At 69.8% G+C, this 18,522-nt stretch carries 16 protein-coding genes and 1 pseudogene; 7 read left to right on the forward strand and 10 right to left on the reverse strand.

What is annotated here, in order from left to right:
- Positions 1–115 precede the first annotated feature (115 nt).
- Positions 116–1,117 carry a hypothetical protein gene (locus ABZ192_RS39245; RefSeq protein ID WP_356929245.1) on the reverse strand — a complete coding sequence of 334 codons (1,002 nt, stop codon included), beginning with the start codon at positions 1,115–1,117 and terminating at the stop codon, positions 116–118.
- 795 nt (positions 1,118–1,912) lie between these two features.
- Entirely contained in the window at positions 1,913–2,920 is a 1,008-nt protein-coding gene (locus ABZ192_RS39250; RefSeq protein ID WP_356929246.1) for a hypothetical protein, read from the reverse strand.
- 327 nt (positions 2,921–3,247) lie between these two features.
- On the opposite strand from ABZ192_RS39250, the gene ABZ192_RS39255 reads away from it, so the two are divergent.
- Complete coding sequence (locus tag ABZ192_RS39255; RefSeq protein WP_356929247.1) at positions 3,248–4,132, forward strand: sigma-70 family RNA polymerase sigma factor; 885 nt, start codon at positions 3,248–3,250, stop codon at positions 4,130–4,132.
- Between the two features lie 83 nt (positions 4,133–4,215).
- Here ABZ192_RS39255 and ABZ192_RS39260 read toward each other — a convergent pair whose 3' ends face one another.
- The 5 genes from ABZ192_RS39260 to ABZ192_RS39280 all read right to left on the reverse strand — a co-directional run bounded on the left by ABZ192_RS39260 (position 4,216) and on the right by ABZ192_RS39280 (position 9,514).
- Positions 4,216–5,124 carry an SDR family oxidoreductase gene (locus ABZ192_RS39260; protein ID WP_356929248.1) on the reverse strand — a complete coding sequence of 303 codons (909 nt, stop codon included), beginning with the start codon at positions 5,122–5,124 and terminating at the stop codon, positions 4,216–4,218.
- A 360-nt stretch (positions 5,125–5,484) separates the two neighbouring features.
- Positions 5,485–5,964 carry a MarR family winged helix-turn-helix transcriptional regulator gene (locus tag ABZ192_RS39265; protein ID WP_356929249.1) on the reverse strand — a complete coding sequence of 160 codons (480 nt, stop codon included), beginning with the start codon at positions 5,962–5,964 and terminating at the stop codon, positions 5,485–5,487.
- 11 nt (positions 5,965–5,975) lie between these two features.
- Positions 5,976–7,037, reverse strand: coding sequence for an alkene reductase (locus ABZ192_RS39270; RefSeq protein WP_356929250.1), 1,062 nt, complete (start codon positions 7,035–7,037; stop codon positions 5,976–5,978).
- A gap of 78 nt (positions 7,038–7,115) precedes the next feature.
- On the reverse strand, positions 7,116–8,021 hold the full coding sequence (locus ABZ192_RS39275) for an NADP-dependent oxidoreductase (RefSeq protein WP_356929251.1): 906 nt from the start codon (positions 8,019–8,021) through the stop codon (positions 7,116–7,118).
- A gap of 494 nt (positions 8,022–8,515) precedes the next feature.
- Positions 8,516–9,514, reverse strand: a complete 999-nt coding sequence (locus ABZ192_RS39280) for an NlpC/P60 family protein (RefSeq protein WP_356929252.1) — start codon at positions 9,512–9,514, stop codon at positions 8,516–8,518.
- A gap of 801 nt (positions 9,515–10,315) precedes the next feature.
- Between ABZ192_RS39280 and ABZ192_RS39285 the strand changes: the two are divergent.
- From ABZ192_RS39285 to ABZ192_RS39295, 3 genes and pseudogenes are all read left to right on the forward strand, one after another.
- A pseudogene (locus ABZ192_RS39285) lies at positions 10,316–10,500 on the forward strand (hypothetical protein); the annotation flags it as partial.
- 6 nt (positions 10,501–10,506) lie between these two features.
- Positions 10,507–11,805, forward strand: coding sequence for a sensor histidine kinase (locus ABZ192_RS39290; RefSeq protein WP_356929253.1), 1,299 nt, complete (start codon positions 10,507–10,509; stop codon positions 11,803–11,805).
- On the forward strand, positions 11,802–12,497 hold the full coding sequence (locus ABZ192_RS39295; RefSeq protein WP_356929254.1) for a response regulator transcription factor: 696 nt from the start codon (positions 11,802–11,804) through the stop codon (positions 12,495–12,497). Before ABZ192_RS39290 ends, ABZ192_RS39295 begins: the two co-directional genes overlap by 4 nt.
- A gap of 72 nt (positions 12,498–12,569) precedes the next feature.
- Here the strand turns inward: ABZ192_RS39295 and ABZ192_RS39300 are convergent, their stop codons facing one another.
- Complete coding sequence (locus ABZ192_RS39300; RefSeq protein WP_356929255.1) at positions 12,570–13,793, reverse strand: FAD-dependent monooxygenase; 1,224 nt, start codon at positions 13,791–13,793, stop codon at positions 12,570–12,572.
- Complete coding sequence (locus ABZ192_RS39305; protein ID WP_356929261.1) at positions 13,790–15,202, reverse strand: MFS transporter; 1,413 nt, start codon at positions 15,200–15,202, stop codon at positions 13,790–13,792. Before ABZ192_RS39305 ends, ABZ192_RS39300 begins: the two co-directional genes overlap by 4 nt.
- 389 nt (positions 15,203–15,591) lie before the next feature.
- Here ABZ192_RS39305 and ABZ192_RS39310 point away from each other — a divergent pair, with 389 nt between their 5' ends.
- The gene (locus ABZ192_RS39310) at positions 15,592–15,804 is read left to right on the forward strand and encodes a DUF4287 domain-containing protein (RefSeq protein WP_356929256.1); all 213 of its coding nucleotides are present in this window, start codon (positions 15,592–15,594) and stop codon (positions 15,802–15,804) included.
- A 228-nt stretch (positions 15,805–16,032) separates the two neighbouring features.
- On the opposite strand, the gene ABZ192_RS39315 is transcribed toward ABZ192_RS39310, so the two are convergent.
- A complete protein-coding gene (locus ABZ192_RS39315; RefSeq protein WP_356929257.1) occupies positions 16,033–16,914 on the reverse strand; it encodes a radical SAM protein in 882 nt (293 codons plus the stop codon).
- A gap of 273 nt (positions 16,915–17,187) precedes the next feature.
- Between ABZ192_RS39315 and ABZ192_RS39320 the strand changes: the two genes are divergently transcribed.
- Complete coding sequence (locus ABZ192_RS39320; RefSeq protein ID WP_356929258.1) at positions 17,188–17,970, forward strand: MBL fold metallo-hydrolase; 783 nt, start codon at positions 17,188–17,190, stop codon at positions 17,968–17,970.
- 69 nt (positions 17,971–18,039) lie between these two features.
- Complete coding sequence (locus tag ABZ192_RS39325; protein WP_356929259.1) at positions 18,040–18,432, forward strand: nuclear transport factor 2 family protein; 393 nt, start codon at positions 18,040–18,042, stop codon at positions 18,430–18,432.
- Positions 18,433–18,522: the final 90 nt, after the last annotated feature.

Raw genomic sequence — 18,522 nt, forward strand, 5'->3', positions numbered from 1 at the left:
GGTGGCTCCTCGCGTTCATCGCCATCGCCACCAAGCCTCAGCGACCACCGCCGACTCACCAAGTGAAACAACCTGCTGTGCTGGAGCGGTGCCCGACCTCCCGCGAAGCCCGGAATCACCAGGTGCACAGCCCTGGTAGGGCGGCATCCGCGGTGATCGCATCGGCTACCTGTCCGACGGAATGCCCGTCGGTGTCGATGCGCAGATCACCGATCCCGGCAATTTCCAGGGCGGCGGCCGATGCCGCCGCCTGGTCGACGACGTGGAGCAGGTGTGTGACGGACCGCCCACGCAACGGGTCGCCTGGTTGGGCCCAACTGCCGCCTTGCCGACGCGACATGATGCGTTCCGTCAGGTGCTGCCGTCCGGCATGCAGTCGGCACAGCGTGAGTTCGGTCGCAGGCAACGCGTCGGCGTACGCCTTGACCGTGGCCTCGTCCTCGGCCGGGCCGGACATGATCAAGCACTGGGCTCCTGCCGCACGGTAATTCCGCCAAACGGCGGCCAGGTTGCGGGCCTTGACCCGGTGGTTGGCGGGATCGTCCGGAACCGGGCGGCAGAAGCCGAGCTGGTCGAGATCGAGATACGCGGCGGTGACACCAGCGCCCAGGACTCTTTGGTAGACCTCGAATCCGACCGTCGACTTGCCCACGCCCGTCGTGCCGCACAGCCACAGAACCGGAAGATCAGCGGTGGGCTCCGCCTGCTCCAAGGCCGAGCTCCTGCCCGCGGCGGCGACCGCTGACGGCTCCGGCGCGTCAGCTGACGGGCCCGGAGTGAAGGCGGGCCATCCACCGGTTCGCTCCCCGACAGCCCGCGCCATCTCGTTCACCAACAGACCGCTGGTGTCGACGCAGGCATCCGCGAACGTGCTCGCGTCCAGGGCGTCGGCTTCCCGCAGCACCTCGTCGACCAACTCGGCAGGACCTCCGCGACCGGTGAACCGCTGCCGAAGCACCCCCCGGTCGGCACGTAGGCGGCAGACCGTCACCGACGCCTGCGGAATCTCGTCGACGTGCACTCCGCAGGCGGGATCGACGACACCTGAAACGATGAGACACCGGGCGCCGGCCGCCCGGAAACCGGCCACCACCGCATCAACGTTGCGTGCCTTCATACGGTGCCGCCCTGGTTCTCCCGCAGGCTCGGGGTAGCAGATCCCCAACTGGTCGATGTCGACGAAACCGCTCTCGATCCCGGCACGTATGAGGTGGGAGTACATCTCCCAGGCCGCCGTGGTCTTACCGACTCCTGGCGGACCGCAGAGCCACAGCACAGGGAACACAGCGCCCGTCACCGGCTTGCCGCCAGGCCTGGGCGACCCGCCGCGAGCTCCGGAAGCGCGGGGTCGATGACAGACACCATGGTCCCGGATTCTCTCCACCGCGCACGTGCTTGTCGACGGATTTTACCGCTCGCCGAACGCCCCCACGAGGATTTGGACCAGGCACTGAACAGGCAGCGCATGTGGTGCTGGAAACTGCCCCACCGCGAGCCAACCGAACAGACCGCCGACGCCGCCGTCGACCAGGCATGCCGATGCTGCGGCTGCCCACCATCCGGGCCCGGTTCCCGGAAACTCGCCGAAGCAGCCCCCCTGCTGATCGCGCTGGGCACCGAAGCCGCGATGGCCGGCTACCAGGTCCGCTCCGCGGTCGCCGCGAGGCGCTGTTGGAGTCGCACATGCAGGCACGCACACTGCCAGCCGCACTGCGGTCGGTCGTCTAGTCCCGTATTTCAGGGGCTGAGCTCCGCCGTGCCCGATGCCGTGCTGCGGCACGGCTGGGCCGCAGCATCTGCAGAATCTAAGGGGCAGCACCGCCGCCAGACAGCGTTTGGTGAAGCCGGCATCGTTCCCCTCCACGGGCCGGCCGGGCCTCGCTCCCCGGGAAAGTGGTGGAGGCCGGGGTGATCAGTAGAAGCGGCGGATGAAGACGTCCGACTTGCCGTTGGTGTCGCCGGGCACGATGCCGTCGGCCTTGGAATGGAAGACCACGTCGCGCCCACCGGCGCTGACCGCGTCGGTCCCGGCCGAGGCGAACTGGTTCGAGACGATCTCGTCGGTGCCCGTCTCCAGGTCGCGCAGCATGAGCGAGGGTCCGTTGGTGTCGTGTGGCGCGTACAGCAGATAGCGGCCGGTGGGATCGATGGCCACACCCCGTACGTTCGGCACCAGTTGGTCGGTGCCCGAGCTCTCGTCGTGGACGTAGGTGTCGGGGCCCGAGAGGTAGACGACCTTGCTGCCGTCCTTGCTGAGCTGGACGAGGGTCGCCGCCTTGGACGGGCCCTCGATCGGGCCGGAGGAGGTGTCGTCGTTCCGGTCCCACACGAAGACGTCCTCCGCATGGCCGTCCTGGTAGGCGACAAAGCGGCCGTCGCCGCTGAGGGACGGCCTGGCCGAGACGGTGTGGTCGAACTCGGCGACGGTCTCCGTGGTGTCGGCGCGCCAGTCCCGTACCTCGATGCGCTGCCGGGACGGGGGTCGATGGAAGGTGGCGACCTGGGCGATGTAGCGACCGTCACCGCTCAGCGACGGCTGGCTGCAGCTGAGGCCCGGGCAGTTGATGCCGATCGTGCGTCCCGAGCTCACCTGGGACAGGAAGGCTTTCGTGTCTCTGAACAGCAGCCCCCACAGGGCGACGTACTGCCCGTCACCGCTGATCACCGGGCGCCGGGACGGAGGGGTGCTGGTGCTCATCAGCGTGGTCTGGCTCGTCCGCTGGTCTCGGACGAACACCTTTTCCCATGTCACCGGGTTGGTGGGGGTGAGGTTCGTCGCCAACGACGAGAAGGCGATACGCCGGCCGTCGGTCGTGATCGTGGCGCCGGCGGAGTCGCCGTCGCCCTGGGTGCCGTCGGTCGCGACACTGATCCGCTCTACCCCGGCTCCGCTGTCGCTCGCGACGCCCGGCACGGTCATGGGCTCAGCCGAAGCGGCTCCGGGCAGCACCGCCGTGACCGCGCAGACCACGACCGCGGCGCTTAAGGCGGCCCGCACACGTCTGGTGGCGCTCCGATTCGCGTTGCCCCTCATTTTTCCCCCTAAGACAGGACACTGTCCTTCCCCCCGGCTCCCCACCAGAGGGCCCCAAGCATGCAACCGCGATGGCGCTGTGGGGTCAATGCGTCGCATGACTATCGAGAGGCGCGGTTCCGGTCAGGTGATCGCGGCGTTCATCGGTGCTCTCCTGGTGATCCGTTAGCGTCTGTCACTGGACCGACGGTTCCGGACACGGGGGTGTGACAGGTGAGCGAGAGTTCTTTTCTGGCCGAGCGTTTCGAGGCTGAGCGGCCCGGGCTGCGGGCGGTGGCCTACCGGATGCTGGGCTCGCTCGCCGAGGCGGACGACGCCGTCCAGGAGGCGTGGATCAAGCTCAGCCGCACCGACGTCAGCGACGTGGAAAACCTCGGGGCCTGGCTCACCACGGTCGTGGGCCGGACATGCCTGGACATGCTGCGCTCGCGCACCTCGCGACGCGAGGACCCGCTGCCCGAACAGGACGGGTCCCTCCGGCTGCCTGACCCAGTGGTCACCGCGCCGGCCCGTGTCGACCCCGAGCGTGAGGTCCTGATCGCAGACTCGGTGGGCATCGCACTCATGATCGTTCTGGAGACCCTCTCCCCTGACGAGCGACTCGCCTTCGTCCTCCACGACATGTTCGACGTCCCCTTCGACCACATCGCCCCCGTCCTCGGCCGCACCACGGTCTCCACCCGGCAGCTCGCCAGCCGCGCTCGGCGCCGGGTCCAGGGCGCCGCCCCGTCGGCCGACACGGACAACGCCCGCAAACGCGACGTCGTGGACGCCTTTCTGACCGCCTCCCGCGGCGGCGACTTCGAGGCGCTCCTGGCGGTCCTCCACCCCGACGTGGTCGCGCGTTCCGATGGCGGCGCGCTCGTCCCGAGCATCCTGCGGCGCGGCGCGGACGACGTGGCCTCCCAGGCAATCACCTTCGCCCGCTTCGCGGAGAACGCGCGTCTGGTACTGGTCAACGGTACGCCCGGCGTCGTCTCGTTCGCCGGGGACCGACCTTTGTCCGTCATGTCGTTCACCATCCGAGACGGCCTCATCACCGGGCTCGACATCCTCACCGACCCTGCCCGCCTCATCACCCTCGGCCTGAACGCCTGAACGCCTGAACGGTGCCTGGCTCCAACCACCGGGCGGTGTGGCGGGCTGGGGAGGTGACCGGGGCCACCGCCGCTTGCGGGCCGTCAGCGATGCCGCACCTGGACCAGCTCGTCGGTGAACCGGGCTAGGGCCTCCTCCGCCGTGGGGACGGGGCCGAACAGCTGCTCCTGGCGGCGGGGGTCGGCGACGTAGCGGCCGCTGTCGAACCAGCCGAACATCGCGGCCATGTCCTTGACCAGCGGCATGAAGCGGCCGGCGACGGCTCCCGCGGCGCGGGCGACGGGGGAAGGGACGGCCCAGACCTTGATCTTCTTTCCGGCCCGGCTGCCCATCAGGCCGGCCATCTCGCGCATGCTGACCGGACGGTCCCAGCCGATGTCGATGCGCTCACCGTCGGCTGCCTCGGCGTCGACGGCGGCGGCCAGGTACGCCACGAGATCGGAGGTGTGGACGAAGGTCAGCGGGACGGTGGTCTTGCCGATCCACATCAGGCGGCCCTTGTCGATCGGGTTGCCCGCCATGGTCGCGATCTGGTCGAGGAAGGCCCCCGGGCGCAGTGCGACGAACGGGACGCCGAGTCGTTCGAGCTTGTCCTCGGCGGTTTTCTTGTGCCAGAAGTGCGGGACTTGGGGCGTCTGGTCGCTGGTGAGGATGCTGGTCAGGACGAACCGTCGGATGCCGGTGCGGTGGGCGGCCTCGGCGAGGTTGGCGTTGCCGACGGTGTCGATGTCGTACGCGTTCTTGCCGCCGCGGGTGTAGCCGGCAGCGGTGGTGATGACGGCATCGGCGCCGTTCATGGCGGCGACGAGCGAGTCGACGTCGAGCATGTCACCGCGGGCGATCTCGACACCCCGGCTTTCGAGCCTGCTCGCGTCGGTCGTGGGCCGGACCAGGGCGCGGACGTTCTTGCCGCGCTTGAGCAGTTCGTCGACGACCTTGCCCCCGAGGGAGCCGGTCGCGTCGACGACGAGGACCGGGAGGGTGGTGGTCATGGGTCTCACTTTCCATCAGGTCAGGAGTGGGGGGCTTCGGGGGCTTGGCCGCGTGCGGAGTTGTGGTCCCCGCGGACGTGGGTGCCGCTGGGCCGGGGCGCCCCGGGCGGGTGCGTGACTGTGGAGGCGGGCCGGCCGGGGGCCACCGGGGGCCACCGGGAGCTGGGGCGCGGGTCACCGTCGGCCTGCGGGATGTTTCCCAGGGGTGGCCCGGGCGCGGGCGATGCGGCATTCCTCGATGTGCTGCCCCATCAGCCGGCCCGGCTCACCGGAGCTTCCCCAGGAATCGGGAGTGTCTGACGTTCAGTACCGGCTTGCGGGCAGCCGGGCGCGCCGGAACCGAGGTGCCATCGGGGTGAGTTACTTGGATTCCCCTTGCGGGAGAGCGTGGCTGTTGATCGCGTCGGCGATGGCGTAGGCGGTGCGGACGAAGGACTCTGCCTGCTCCGCCGACAGGTTGAGCGCGGAGGTCTCCTCCAGGGCCCGCCACATGGCTGCCAGCGGCTCGCGCATGGCACGGCCCTTGTCGGTGAGGTGGACGACCATGACCCGCCGGTCGTGTTCGGCCGGCTCGCGGACGAGCAGGCCGGCATCCTGCATGCGGCGGAGGGACTTGGAGACCGTGGAGTGGTCCAGACCGACGCTTTCGAGCAGTTCGGACTGGGTCTGGCCGTCCCGGTCCAGGAGTTGCATCAGCAGCAGCTCCTGTCCGGGGTGCAGGTCCATCTCGCGGAGCATGGCGGCGGCGCGGGCGCGGTGAGCGCGGGCGAGTTGGAAGATCGCGTAGCTCATCGGCCCTTCGCCGGCCGTGGTGGGGATGCGGGGTGTGGGGGCGGTCATGGTTCGGTTCCTCAGACGGTGTGGGTGGGGTAGTCGGTGTAGCCGGCCACTCCGCCGCCGTAGAAGGTCGCCGGGTCGGGGGTGTTCAGCGGCGCTTCAGAGCGTAGCCGCTCGACCAGGTCCGGGTTGGCCAGCGCGAGGGCGCCGACGGAGACGAGGTCGGCCGTGCCGCGGTCGATGTCCTTGGCGCGAGTGGGCAGGTCGGTGCCGGCACGGTTGAGGATGAGCGTCGTCGGCCAGAGCGTGCGCAGGGTGCCCAGCAGGGCGTCGTCACCCGCGTGGAGGATGTGGAGGTACGCGAGACCGAGCGGGCTGAGGGCGCGCATGAGCGCCGGGTACAGCTCGGCGGTGTCGGACTCGGCGATGTCGTTGTAGGTGTTGCCCGGGGAGATGCGCAGGCCGGTGCGGTCGGCGCCGATCTCGTCGGCCACGGCGGTGGCGACCTCGACGGCGAAGCGGATGCGGTTGTCGAGGGAGCCGCCGTAGCGGTCGGTGCGCTGGTTGGTGTTGTCGGACAGGAACTGGTGCACCAGGTAGCCGTTGGCGGCGTGGATCTCCACGCCGTCGGCGCCTGCGGCGACGGCGGCGGCCGCGGCGCGGCGGAAGTCGTCGACGGTCGCCGCCACTTCCTGCGTCGACAGCTCACGCGGTGTCGGCATCTCCTGGGGCCCGGACGCGGTGAACATCGTGCCCTGCGGCCGGATCGCCGAAGGGGCGACCGGCCGGCGCCCGTGGGGGGTGTTGTCGGGGTGGGAGATGCGTCCGGTGTGCATCAGCTGGATGACGATCCGGCCGTCGGCCGCGTGCACGGCGTCGGTGACCTTGCGCCATCCGGCGATCTGCTCGTCGTTGTGGATGCCGGGGGTGAGGAGGTAGCCCTGGCCGTCGGCGGAGGGCTGGGTTCCCTCGGTGATGATGAGCGCGTGCGAGGCCCTCTGGGCGTAGTACTCGGCGTTCAGCTCGGTCGGTACCCCTTCAGGGGTGGAACGGTCACGGGTCATGGGGGCCATGACCAGGCGGTGCGGGAGGGAGATGTCACCGACGGTGGTCGGTGTCCACAGGGAGTTCAGCATGGGTGGTCCTTCGGTGCGGTGACGAACGGGTGAGGATCGGGACATGCGGGGGCATGGCAGAAGGAGAGGCGGGCGTGATCACCCGAGAGTGAGGGCGATCTTGCCCCGGACATGCCCGGCGTCGCTGACCCGCTGAGCCGCGGCGGCCTGGTCGAGCGGGTAAGCGGTGACGGTGGTGACGACCTTGCCGGTCGCGGCGTCCTGGGCCAGGGCGGCCAGGCGGGCGGCCGAGCGTCCCTGGGGGCCGTTGGCGAACGTGATGCCGAGCTGGTGCGCGCGGAAGTCGGCGATCGTGACGATGCGCTCGGTGCCGCCGCGGAGTGTGATGGAGTCCTCGAGGGCGCCCTTCCCGGCCAGGTCGAACACCGCGTCCACACCGTCAGGGGCGAGCGCCCGGACCCGGTCCACCAGCCCTTCGCCGTAAACGGTCGCGGTGGCGCCGAGCGAGGCGAGATAGTCCTGGTTGGCGGGGCCGGCCGTGCCGATGACACGCGCTCCGCGGGCCGTGGCGAGCTGGACCGCCAGGGTCCCGACCGCTCCGGCCGCGCCGTGCATCAGCACGGTCTCCCCCGCGGCGACGCCCAGCAGGTTCAGGACCCGCTCGGCCGTCTCGCCGGCCACCGGCAACGCGACCGCGTGCTGCCAGTCGAGGCCGGCGGGCTTGGCGGCCACGGTGGTGGCCAGCGCGTACTCGGCGTACGAGCCGGTGTCCGACCAGCCCAGCACCTCGTCACCGACCTGCACGTCCCGCACGCCCTCGCCCAGGGCGTCCACCACGCCGGCGAGCTCGTGACCGGGGACGGAGGGGAGCGGCGTGGGGAACACGGCCTCCAGTGCCCCGGAGCGGATCTTGCCGTCCAGCGCGTTCAGCCCGGCCGCCTCGACGCGGACGCGGATCTGCCCGGGGCCGGGCTGCGGGACCTCGATGTCCGCCTCGCGCAGCACCTCCGTGCCTCCGAAACGGTCGAACAGGATGGCTTTCATGACTGCTCCTCTCGGGCCACCACCCGTTTAGGTGGCTAGCCACGTAAATACCGTAGCAGCAAATATGTGGCTAGCCAAGTATTTCTCTGGGGGGCTGTCCGAGAGCACCTCGGGGACGGTCTGGGCGGCGACGGTGCACATCTGCCGCTCGGGGTCACACCGGAGGACGAACAGGACCATGGCGGGGGTGGGTGCCGCGGGATGGACCTCTGGATCCTGGCGGACAAGGACGCTGCGCAGCCTGTGGGGTCGGTGGCGACGGCATCGACAAGACCTGAGTGGTCGTGGAACCCACGGAGGCACGGCCGAGAGCACGCAGCGGCTGGAGGGCGACCCGCAGAGGCTGCCCGCGCAGGCGTGCCTGCGCGGGCAGCGCGCCCCCCACGGACGGCCCCTCCGGCTTGATCCGGGCCACGAGCACACCGGCCAGACCCACCACCACCGACACCACACCGTCGAACACGCCGCCGGAGCAGCCGGCCGGGAGAGGGGCGTCAGGCCGGGCGGATCGCGCCCCTGATCGCCGACTGGCCGGCGAAGAACACCGACTCCTCACGGATGAGGGCTCCCGGACCCGGAGCGTGAATCATCATGCCGGCGCCGCTCCAGATGCCGACGTGGCCCAGGTCGTCGTGGAAGAAGACCAGGTCTCCGACCTGGACGTCAGCGAGCGAGACCTGCACTCCCGCTTCCCACTGGCCCTGGGTGGTCCGGGGAAGCGTGACACCGGCCGCCTTCCACGCGGCCTGGGTCAGACCGGGGGCGTCGTACGATCCCGGCCCGACCGCGCCCCATACGCAGGGCCGGCCGATCTGTGCTCGGGCGAAGGCGACCACCCGCTCGGCCTGGGTGCTGTGGCCCGCGACCGGCGTCGGCCAGGATCCACCGTAGGCACCGGGCGTGAAAGTGGTGGAGGGAAGTTCGCCCGCCGTGGAGGCAACCGGTTCCGTCGGGGCGGCAGCCGCTGTCGGTACAGCGAGGGCGGGGGCGGGTGCGCTGGCGGGCTCGGCGGGCACTGTCGCAACGGGGGCCGCCGCCAGGGCAGATGCAGGGATGCTCGGCAGGCCGGCGTCATAGGTCGCGGTGGTCACGTCCGCCTGAGGACCGGAGGCGTAGTAAGCGGTGGGTTCGGCTGACAGAGCCGTGGCATACGGTGCGGTCGCATCGCTCGCCGGAGCGGCACCGTACGTGTCCCACCCGCCTGTTGGAAGACCCGCATGGTCAGTACTCGCGGTGGCGTGGGGGACGGTGGACAGCGCCGCGGCGGACTGCGGGTCGGGCAGTGGGCCGGGCAGTGCGCCGGACTCCAGGGCGGGCGCTGGTGCGGGCTCGTACAGCGGCCGCGCCGTCACGTCACCGAGGACCGGCTGTGCACCGGTACGCCAGGCGCTCTCGTCCGGCCGGGACTCGCCCGTCGCTGCCGGTACGACGCGCTGCCCGGAGGGCTCCGGCAGGAACGCGGGGGTCGGAGCCTGAGCTGATCCGCCGGTCAACTCCCTCGCAACACTGGGCGCTTGGGGCGCTTCGAGAGCGCGGGGTTGCGCGGGACGTTCCACCGGGCGCGCGGGTCGTGCCGCCTCGGGCGCGCGGTCGGGACGGACCGGCAACCTCCTGTCCGGCTGCGACGCCGGCACGGTCGGGCCCAACTTGGCACGGGCGGCGTCGAACCACTGCCGGGCAAGGGTTCCGACCCCGGTTTCCGTGTCTCCCTGGGACCGGCTGCGGGCGGGCGCGCTCCGCTGGCGCGGGATGGCAGCGGCGCGGGTCGCGTTGAAGGTGCCCGTGTCGCTCTCGGCCCGGTTGTAGAGGCTGTCGATCCACCGCCGGACCTCGTCAGGGCTCGGCTCCTCGCTCTCATTCGCCAACGCGGTGACCACCAGACTGCGAGAACCGGGCCTCGGAAGTGAAGGCCTCCGGTGCAAGGGAGTTGGCCCTACCCGCGAAGGCGGTCACTTCGGGGCGCGAGGTTCGTTCCGACGCCATGGAAAGGGGCGCTCCTTCCGTTCGAGAGTGCACAAAACCACCTGCCCATTGGGTGAAGTCGTGCACGCAGTGACCAACTTAGCCAACTTGTGAGCCTTCCGTGAAGATCGAAGCCCGAAAACGCCCGATATGCTTCTGTTGCCTTCACCTCTCCCTTTGCAGGCCCTACGCAATCCACGCCCTTGGCCCTCGCGCGGTGCGCGCCCGAAGCGCGGCACATGGGCGCTCTTGTAGTGCGCAGGCACCGGGACACATGACTGGCTGGTGCGGACGCACCAGGCCACTGCGCACCCGGCCCGGCCGAAGCCGCCCTCCGGATGGCGATCGCACCCGGGGGCCTGGCGCTGCTCGGCCACCGGGCCTGGTAGCTGCCTCGTATCCTGAACCGTGTGCTGCCGAATGTCGATATCGAGCGTGAGGCACTCAGCAGTCATGTCCCCGCCTCCGCGGCCGAGTCGGAGCAGCGGTGCGGCGGTTCCCCGTCGGCCGGGACTGAGCGGCCATGACGAACACGGGTGGTGGCGGCCCGCGACCACGCGGCGCGTGGTCGCGCGAAGTGGCGGTCATGGTGGTGGCGTTCGCGTTCTGTCTGCTCGGCGGGGTGATACAGGTCGACGACACACTGTCAGCGCCGCCTGCCGCCGCCTACTTCGTCGCCGTGGTGTCCTGTGCCGTGCTGCCGGTGCGGCACCGGGCGCCCCTGGTCGCCCTGGCGGCCACGACGGCGGTCGGCGTGCTGGTGCCGCCCCTGGGCCTCCTGCTGACCCCGCTCATCGTGGCCCCCGCCGTGATCACCGCCTACTCCACCTCGCTCGCCGCGCGCACCGAACTGCGCGCGGCAAGCGCGGTGTTGCTCACTGCCGCGGCGCTGGTCGCCGCCATCCCCTTGTCCGGGGACGTCTCGTGGAAGGACGCGAGCAGGATGGCAGTGGTGGCGGTGTTCCCGGTCGTGGCCGGTGTACTCGGTCACTCGGTACGCAACCGGCGGGCCTACCTGGCGGCCGTGGAGGAGCGGGCCCGGCGGGCCGAGGAGAGCCGGGACAGCGAGGCGCGCCGGAGAGTGGCCGAGGAACGGCTGCGCATCGCCCGGGAACTGCACGACCTGGTGGCCCATCAGATCACCCTCGCCAACGCGCAGGCCACGGTTGCCGCCCACCTTTTCGACACGCGCCCGGAGCAGACCCGCAAGAGCCTGAACGAACTCGTGGAAACGACCGCCGACGCGCTCGACGACCTGCGGGCCACGGTCGGTCTGCTGCGTCAGTCCGGGGAAGCGGCCACGCCCGCCGAACCGGCGCCCGGGCTGTCCCGGCTTCCCGCGCTCCTCGAGTCCTTCCGCCGCGCGGGGCTGGAGGTTTCGGTGCACCAGGAGGGCCCGGCCAGGCCCCTGCCGCCGGGAGTGGACCTCACCGCCTACCGCATCGTCCAGGAAGCCCTGACCAACGTGACCAAACACGCCGGTACCGGCAGCGCCCGGGTCCGCCTCACCTGGAACCGCGATCGTGTGACCATCACCGTCGCCGACGACGGGAACGGCTCTCGTACGGCGCCGGCCGCGCCCACGGGATCGAGTACGCGCACGGGATCGAGTACGTCTACGGGACCGAGTGCGTTCACGATGCCGGACCGTCCGCCCGGTTACGGTCTGATCGGGATGCGGGAACGGGCCACCGCGGTCGGGGGGCACCTCTCCGCGGGCAGGCGTCCGGAGGGCGGCTTCCTCGTCTCCGCCCAGCTGCCCCTCCCGCCCGTCAAAGGCACGACACGGAGCACTGACGGAGAGGCCGGGGGAACAGCGTGACGCTCAGGGTGCTCCTCGCCGACGATCAGGCCCTGCTGCGCGGGGCCTTCCGCATGCTTCTCGACAGCGCCGGCGACATCACCGTGGTCGGCGAGGCCGGTGACGGCAGGGAGGCGGTGAGACTCACCCGGGAGCTGCGCCCGGACGTGGTGGTCATGGACATCCGTATGCCCGAGGTGGACGGACTCACTGCCACGTCCCAGATCTGCGCGGACCCGGAACTGCGCGCCACCCGCATCCTGATCCTCACCACGTACGAGACCGACGAGTACGTCGCTCAGGCGCTGCGCGCGGGGGCCGCCGGCTTCATCGGCAAGGGCATCGGGGCGGAGGATCTGGCGGGCGCCGTGCGTACGGTCGCCGACGGCGACACGCTGCTGTCCCCCGCCGCGACCCGCTCCTTGGTCGCCCGCTTCCTGGCCACTCCGGAGGAAGTCCCGCCGCACCACTCCGAGCAGCTCGCCGCACTGACCCCGCGTGAACGCGAGATGGTGGCGCTGGTCGCGACCGGCCTGTCCAACCAGGAGATCGCCGAGCGGATGTTCCTCAGCCCCTTCACCGTCCGCGCCCACGTCCAGCGCGCCATGACGAAACTGGAGGCCCGCGACCGGGCCCAACTCGTCGTCATCGCCTACCGGACGGGGCTGGTCCGTGCCACCGCTCCCGACGGCGGCACGGACCGCCCGTCATAGCCCGGTACTTCGACGTCCTGGTAGCCGCGGCGCCGGCCACCTCCCGCCGCTGTGGCGCGACCGGACCAGGAGTCAGGGCATCGGGGTGAACTCGGGCAGCGTAAGGGCGGAGTGGGCCGGTCGTGCCGTCGTGGAGGGCATGGTGACGAGGTCACGCAGCATGGTGTTGCGTCGCTCCAGGGCCTGCGCTGTGGTGGGGAAGAGTGTGGCCGCACCGTTGTCGACCAGGGCCTGGTTCATGGCCACGAACGCGCGCATGTCGCGTTCGTAGGCGGCGAAGGCCGCGGTGTGGTCCCGGTTCGCGGCCAGGGCGTTGGCGAGCATGTAGGCACCGACCAGTGCCAGGCTCGAGCCTTGTCCGGTGAGGAACGAGGGTGCGTACGCGGCGTCGCCGACGAGTGCGACGCGGCCGTTGGACCAGTGGGGCATGCGGATCTGACCGGCCGTGTCGAAGAACAGGTCGTTCGCGTCGCGCAGGGCGTCGACCATGCCAGGGACCTCCCATCCCGCGCCCGCGAAGGTCGTGGCGACCAAGTCCCGCTGGGCGTCGGGGTTCCGGAGGATGTCCAAAGGCGGTTCCGGTCGGTGGAAGGTCAGGAAGGCGTGCAGGTCGTCGTTGTCCCCGACGGCGTAGAGGGCCGCGGCTTTCCCCGGGGTGTTCCACACCATGACCTCGCGGGAGAGTCCGAAGGTGTTCGGCATGGTGAAGATGGCGAAGCAGTAGCCGAGATAGCGGTGGAACTGTTCCTCGGGGCCGAACATGGACTCCCGGGTGTGTGAGTGCATACCGTCGGCGCCCACCACCAGGTCGAACGTACGCCGTTGCCCGCTGTGGAACGTGACGTCGACTCCTTGTCCGGACTGGTCCAGGGTGTCGATGGAGTCGTTGAACAGGAATTCCACGTCGTCGCGAACTTTCGCGTAGAGGATCGCGGACAGATCCCCACGACGCACTTCGAGGTCCTGCCCCTCGACCCCGCCCGCGACGGCACGCGGGGTGAGCGAGGCCACCTCACTGCCGTCGGCGTCGAGGAAAGTGCAGCGCCGCGCGTCGATGTGCGCCTCCTGAAGGTGCGGCAGTATGCCCATCCGCCGGACCACCTCCGTCGCCGTGCCGCGGATGTCGATCGGGTAACCACCGTCGCGCGGTGCGCCTGCCTTCTCCACCACTGTGACCGCGCATCCGGACCGGTGCAGCCAGTACGCCAGCGCGGGTCCGGAGATGCCGGCCCCGGAGATCAGAACTTTTCGCTTCGCGGTGGTGCTCACGTCCATCGGCAGACCGGTCGGTTTCATGCCTGGACTCCTTTTTTCCAGATACGGACAACGAGCAGTGACAACGCGGCGACGAAACCGGCGACGGCGAACCCTGTGACGAAGGCCGATTCAGCCGGCCGGCCCGTCGTCGGCTCGGCCCCGGCGTCGAGGATCGCACCGGCGATCTGGGCGCCCACGGCGACGCCGATCACCCGAGTGACCACGAGCAGACTGGTGGCGATGCCGATGTCCTTGGTCTCGATGGCGGTGGCGGTGCCCGCCAGCAACGCCGTGGTACCGACACCCGCGGCGAACGCGGTCAGCACCTTCGCGAGGACGAGCTGCCATTCCGCGGTGTGCAGCGATGCCAGGGCGAGCATCGTGGCCGCAGTGACGACGGTGCCCACGAGAACCACGGCACGCGCACCGAAACGCCGCGCCGCGAGACCGCCGACCGAGTCGCTGACCGCCCCGGCGATGGCACCGGGCAGCAGGAACAGTCCGATGTCGGTGGTGCCGGCTCCGAAGCCGTACCCGTCGGCCGATACCGCGAACAGCTGCGGGAGGAGAAAGAGCACCATTCCGGAACTGGCGGTGATGACGAAGGTGAGCACACACGCGTTCCACATCGCGGGCTTCGCCAGCATGCGCAGATCGACCATCGGCGAGGCTGCCCGGCGCTCGACGACGACCCATCCGGTCGCGAGGCCGGCCACGACCATGGCGATGGCGCCGACCGCGAGGGGCGGCACGCCGCCGTCCCCCGTCACCGTCACGAGTCCGAGCATGAACGCGAGCAACGTGCCGCTCAGTAGAACCGTGCCCGGCCAGTCGATGCCGTCGTCCGATCGGACCGGGGGATCATGCGGCATCAGCCGAGCCACGACCAACGTCATCGCGATGATCGCGATCGTCGGCAGCGCGAACATCCACTGCCAGGACAGTCCTTCCGCGATCGGACCGGCGAACAGCATGCCGACCATGCTGCCGCCCGTGAACAGTGCGACGACGAGCCCGATCGCCGCATGTGACTGTCCTGTCGTGAGGTGTTTGCGCACCAGGATGAAGGAGAGGGGCAGTGCACCCACCATGACGCCCTGCAACACCTGACCAAGCAACAACACGGGCAGGTTCGGCGCCAGACTGGCCATCAGACCACCGGCCGAGACCACGGCCATCAGCCGGACCAGCACCCGCTTTCCGCCGTAGCGGTCACCGAGTTTGCCCGCGACGGGGGTGATGACCGCGCCGGTGATGAGTAACGCGTTGCCGATCAAGGCCCCTTCGGCAGGACTGACCCCCAGCTCACGTTGCAGCAGCGGGAGCGCGGGCTCCACCACTGACTGCAGGGCGCCGAGGGCGAGCGCCAGGATGCCGAGGGCACCGATCGACAGCCGGCCGAGGCGGACCGGGGAGGCCACGGCTTCGGACACGGACGTCGTTTTCATCGGCGCTCGCCTCGCCGGGCGAACGCCAGCTGTGGCTCGGCGCCGGGCATGGACAGGAGCTTGCGTCGCCGGAAGGCCAACCGTCCGATCCGGTAAAGAAAAGTCACCACTTGCGATCACTCCAGACACCGCTAGGCAAGGGGATGCGCGAGATTCACGCGCCTCCAACCCTCCGCTCCAGCGCCGGGGCGGGCATCGCTCGCCGCCACCGTCTTTGCCTGGTGCACCCGCACCAGCCACTCACCTGTCCTGGTGCCTGTGCACTACAGGCGGAGTTGAACAGGAGGTGTGACACAGCGCACTTTCAGCGACCGATGACTCCGTTCGTGCCGCTCGGTCATACCAGCGACCACACCGAAGCAACGCAACGGACAGACAGGATGGCCGACATGACCGCCGCCGCTAAGGGGCCCGCCAGCTACTTCCCCTCCATCGAGAAGAAGTACGGTCGCCCGATCGCGGAGTGGAAGGACCTGATCCGCTCCTCGCCCCTGACCCAGCACATGGAGCTCGTGAACTGGCTCAAGACCGAGCACGGGCTGGGCCACGGCCACGCCAATGCCCTCGTCGCGCACACTCTCGCCGAGCGGTCCGGCGACTGAGCTGCTCCCAGTTACGCGACGCCCTGCGGATGATCGGCGACGAGGCCGGTAGACCGGACCCGGGCTCTGCTCCCGCCCATGGACCGAATCGTCCGACCGAGCCGCGTCGTCGTCGCCGGGTTGTCGCCGCATCACTCGCGGCGGCCTGCGCCTGCTGATCGTGGTGCCCAAGCGCGTCCTTCGCCGTGAACCGTACCGGCCCGTAACGCCCGGAGTCCGGGGACGCGGTCACCTCGAGGACATGAGCCTCTGTCGCAGGGAGTCGTTGTCGTCGTGGTGAACGACCTCCTCGAAGCGCAGCCGCAGGCCGTGTTTGTCCAGCAGCTCGGCCACGATCGCGTCGAGCTGTTCGCGATGCTTCTTCGTCCGTGCCTGGAGGTAGGCCTCGCGGACGTCTTCGGGCTCGTCGGCGAGGACCTGGTCCATGCGCTCGCGGATGTACCGCTTGAGATTGATGTGCTCCATGAACACCTCACTCACCCCCGCGTCGACGAGCCGGCCGAAGAGGTCGTCCAGGAGTTCGGGCTGGGTGGCGAAGTGCGGCAGGAGCGGTCCGACGAAGGCGTAAGTGGGGATGCCTGCCTCTTTGAGTTCCGCCAGGGTGCGCAGACGGCGGGAGGCGAGCGGGGCGCGTACCTCCAGCCAGCGGCTGACCTTGTCGTCGGTGGTGGTCACGGACATGCCGACCTCGGCGCGGGGCAGGCTGGTGAGCAGGTCGATGTCACGGATGACGACGGGTGACTTGGTGAGGATGCGGACCAGGCCCGGATACTCGACCCTCTTCAGTTCGCGCAGGATGCCGCGGGTGAGCCGGTACTTCGTCTCGCGGCCCTGGTAGGGGTCGGTGACGGAGCTGAGCAGCATCGTGCCCCGGCGCTTGTCCTCCGGCATCTTCGCCAGCTCCTTGCGGGCGAGTTCGACCGCGTTCTTCTTCACGTACAGGTAGTCGCCCCACTCCTTCACCGATCGGCCGAACTGACGCCCGGCGAAGCTGGCGAAGCAGTAGGCACAGCCCAGCACGCAGCCGGTGTAGGCGTTGACGATGTAGTCGTTCGACGGGGTCTTCGACTTCTGGATCAGGGTCTTCGCCTCGATCTCGACCGGCTCCATGACCGTTTCCTTCCTGCTGACCCGGCTGTCCGCGTGCGGGACGACGGGTTCCTGTGCCGTCCAAGGGCCGGTCGGCTGAGGACCACCGAACCCATACCCATGGAACAATAATCTGCGGAAGTTGCTTCCATGGAATGTAAATGGTTTGCTGGACACCGGATCGGCTCACGGCCCCCGCCTGCCTCAGAGCACCACTGCGGCGTGTTCTCCGTACCCGCCGCCTGATCGTTCCGCAGGGCCGCGTCTGCCCTGTTCACCGTCTGGAGGTTCCCGATGTCCGGCGCCAGCGCCGCGAGCGAAGAGATTGCCGTCCGTGTCCACGGCGGTCCGACGTCCGTGATCGAGTACGGCGGCCTGAGGTTCGTCACCGACCCGACCTTCGACCCGCCCGGCGAGTACCCGATGCCCCTCCCCGGCGACCACAAGCTCGTCAAGACCGAGCCGTCACCGGTCGCCGCCGCCGACCTGGGCCACGTCGACGCCGTTCTGCTCTCCCATGACGAGCACGACGACAACCTCGACAACACGGGCCGCGCCTTCCTGCCGGAGGTGCCGGTCGTCTTCACCACGGTCAGCGGTGCCGGTCGTCTGGGCGGCACCGCGCAGGGGCTGGCCTTCTGGCAGAGCGCAGAGCTCGAGCGGCCCGACGGCGGGACCGTCACCGTCACCGGCCTGCCCGCCCGGCACGGCCCCGTCGGCTGCGAGCCGGTCACCGGCGACGTCGTCGGCTTCATGCTCACCTCCGACGACCTGCCCCCGGTCTACGTCAGCGGCGACAACGCCGCTCTGGAGCACGTCGAGGAGATCGCCGAGAAGTTCGCCCCGGTGGACACCGCGGTCCTCTTCCTCGGTGGTGCCCGTATGCGTTTCGCCTTCGACGGCGCCCTGCTCACCTTCGACAGTGCTCAGGGTGCCGAGGCCGCGAAGCGGCTCGGCGCGCGCCGGGTCGTCCCCGCCCACTTCGACAGCTGGGCCCACTTCAAGGAAGGCCGCCACGAGGTCGAGGCCGCGTTCACCGCCGCCGGCCTGGCCGGCCGCCTCGATTTCGCCCGCTGACCACCGTCCCTCGCATCCCGCACAAGAACCCGCACAAGAACCTGTGGAAGAACCCCTGGAGGAAGCACCATGACCAACGCGAACATCGACATCGCCCGCACCTATTTCCAGGCTGTGCAGACGGGAGACATGGCCACCCTCGGCGAACTCCTCGACGAGGCGATCGTCTGGCACCAGCCCGGCGTCAACCAGTTCTCCGGCGATCACAAGGGCCGTGACGCCGTCTTCGCCATGCTCGGCCGGATGATGGCGACCAGCCGGGGCACCTTCGCCATCGACGAGATCCGCACGCTCATGGGCAACGGTGACCTGGTCGCCGCCACGATCCACTTCAGCGGCCGCCACGACGGCGCGTCGATGAGCATGGACGGCGTCGACCTCCTGCGCATCACAGGCGGCAAGATCACCGAGATGTGGCTCTTCTCCGGCGACCCGGCCACCGAAGACGCGTTCTGGGGCTAGGTAGCGTCTTATCGATCACGCATCGAGCCAGATGAGTGTGCTGGCCAGGGTTATGGCGGCGAGGTAGCGGTCGGGCTGTTTGTCGTAGCG

The organism is Streptomyces sp. NPDC006235, from assembly GCF_040613735.1.
GTDB lineage: Bacteria > Actinomycetota > Actinomycetes > Streptomycetales > Streptomycetaceae > Streptomyces.

Excerpts from the sequence above, each read along its gene's own strand:
- ABZ192_RS39245 (WP_356929245.1), bottom strand. The coding sequence starts at position 1,117 with ATGAAGGCACGCAACGTTGATGCGGTGGTGGCCGGTTTCCGGGCGGCC.
- ABZ192_RS39250 (WP_356929246.1), bottom strand. The coding sequence starts at position 2,920 with ATGACCGTGCCGGGCGTCGCGAGCGACAGCGGAGCCGGGGTAGAGCGG.
- ABZ192_RS39260 (WP_356929248.1), bottom strand. The coding sequence starts at position 5,124 with ATGACCACCACCCTCCCGGTCCTCGTCGTCGACGCGACCGGCTCCCTC.
- ABZ192_RS39265 (WP_356929249.1), bottom strand. The coding sequence starts at position 5,964 with ATGACCGCCCCCACACCCCGCATCCCCACCACGGCCGGCGAAGGGCCG.
- ABZ192_RS39270 (WP_356929250.1), bottom strand. The coding sequence starts at position 7,037 with ATGCTGAACTCCCTGTGGACACCGACCACCGTCGGTGACATCTCCCTC.
- ABZ192_RS39275 (WP_356929251.1), bottom strand. The coding sequence starts at position 8,021 with ATGAAAGCCATCCTGTTCGACCGTTTCGGAGGCACGGAGGTGCTGCGC.
- ABZ192_RS39290 (WP_356929253.1), top strand. The coding sequence starts at position 10,507 with ATGACGAACACGGGTGGTGGCGGCCCGCGACCACGCGGCGCGTGGTCG.
- ABZ192_RS39300 (WP_356929255.1), bottom strand. The coding sequence starts at position 13,793 with ATGAAACCGACCGGTCTGCCGATGGACGTGAGCACCACCGCGAAGCGA.
- ABZ192_RS39305 (WP_356929261.1), bottom strand. The coding sequence starts at position 15,202 with ATGAAAACGACGTCCGTGTCCGAAGCCGTGGCCTCCCCGGTCCGCCTC.
- ABZ192_RS39310 (WP_356929256.1), top strand. The coding sequence starts at position 15,592 with ATGACCGCCGCCGCTAAGGGGCCCGCCAGCTACTTCCCCTCCATCGAG.
- ABZ192_RS39315 (WP_356929257.1), bottom strand. The coding sequence starts at position 16,914 with ATGGAGCCGGTCGAGATCGAGGCGAAGACCCTGATCCAGAAGTCGAAG.
- ABZ192_RS39320 (WP_356929258.1), top strand. The coding sequence starts at position 17,188 with ATGTCCGGCGCCAGCGCCGCGAGCGAAGAGATTGCCGTCCGTGTCCAC.
- ABZ192_RS39325 (WP_356929259.1), top strand. The coding sequence starts at position 18,040 with ATGACCAACGCGAACATCGACATCGCCCGCACCTATTTCCAGGCTGTG.